1 protein-coding gene is annotated in these 246 nt (G+C 49.6%); it reads left to right on the top strand.

Annotated features, from left to right (window positions below):
• Positions 1 to 184, top strand: a 184-nt coding sequence (locus tag AC1RPT_RS08195) for a hypothetical protein (RefSeq protein WP_481763058.1), incomplete at its 5' end; no start/stop codon positions are given.
• Positions 185 to 246 lie beyond the last annotated feature (62 nt).

Genomic DNA, 246 nt, shown 5'->3' with positions numbered 1-246 from the left:
GCTCGAAATCAAGATGCGGACAGGTGAGAAAAAGCTACACCCGCGTGTCCCGATTCTCAACGAGTGGATCGAAGAGCAACTGGAGATTCTGGAGACAATTCCGGACCAAGAACTCGCGATCGTGTCGCCGGCTGTCGATCTGGATCAGGAATTCCGTGATATTTTGTACTTTAATGACATTTAAGGAGTCAGCATGAGTAAACCGTGGATTGAGGTAATGCGCTGGTGCGTCGAGAATCCGTGTGA

This window comes from Dellaglioa sp. CoH-56-MRSF-11, from assembly GCF_056782135.1.
The sequence above is the reverse complement of the archived record's forward strand: the minus strand, read 5'-3'. Positions and strand labels throughout refer to the sequence as shown.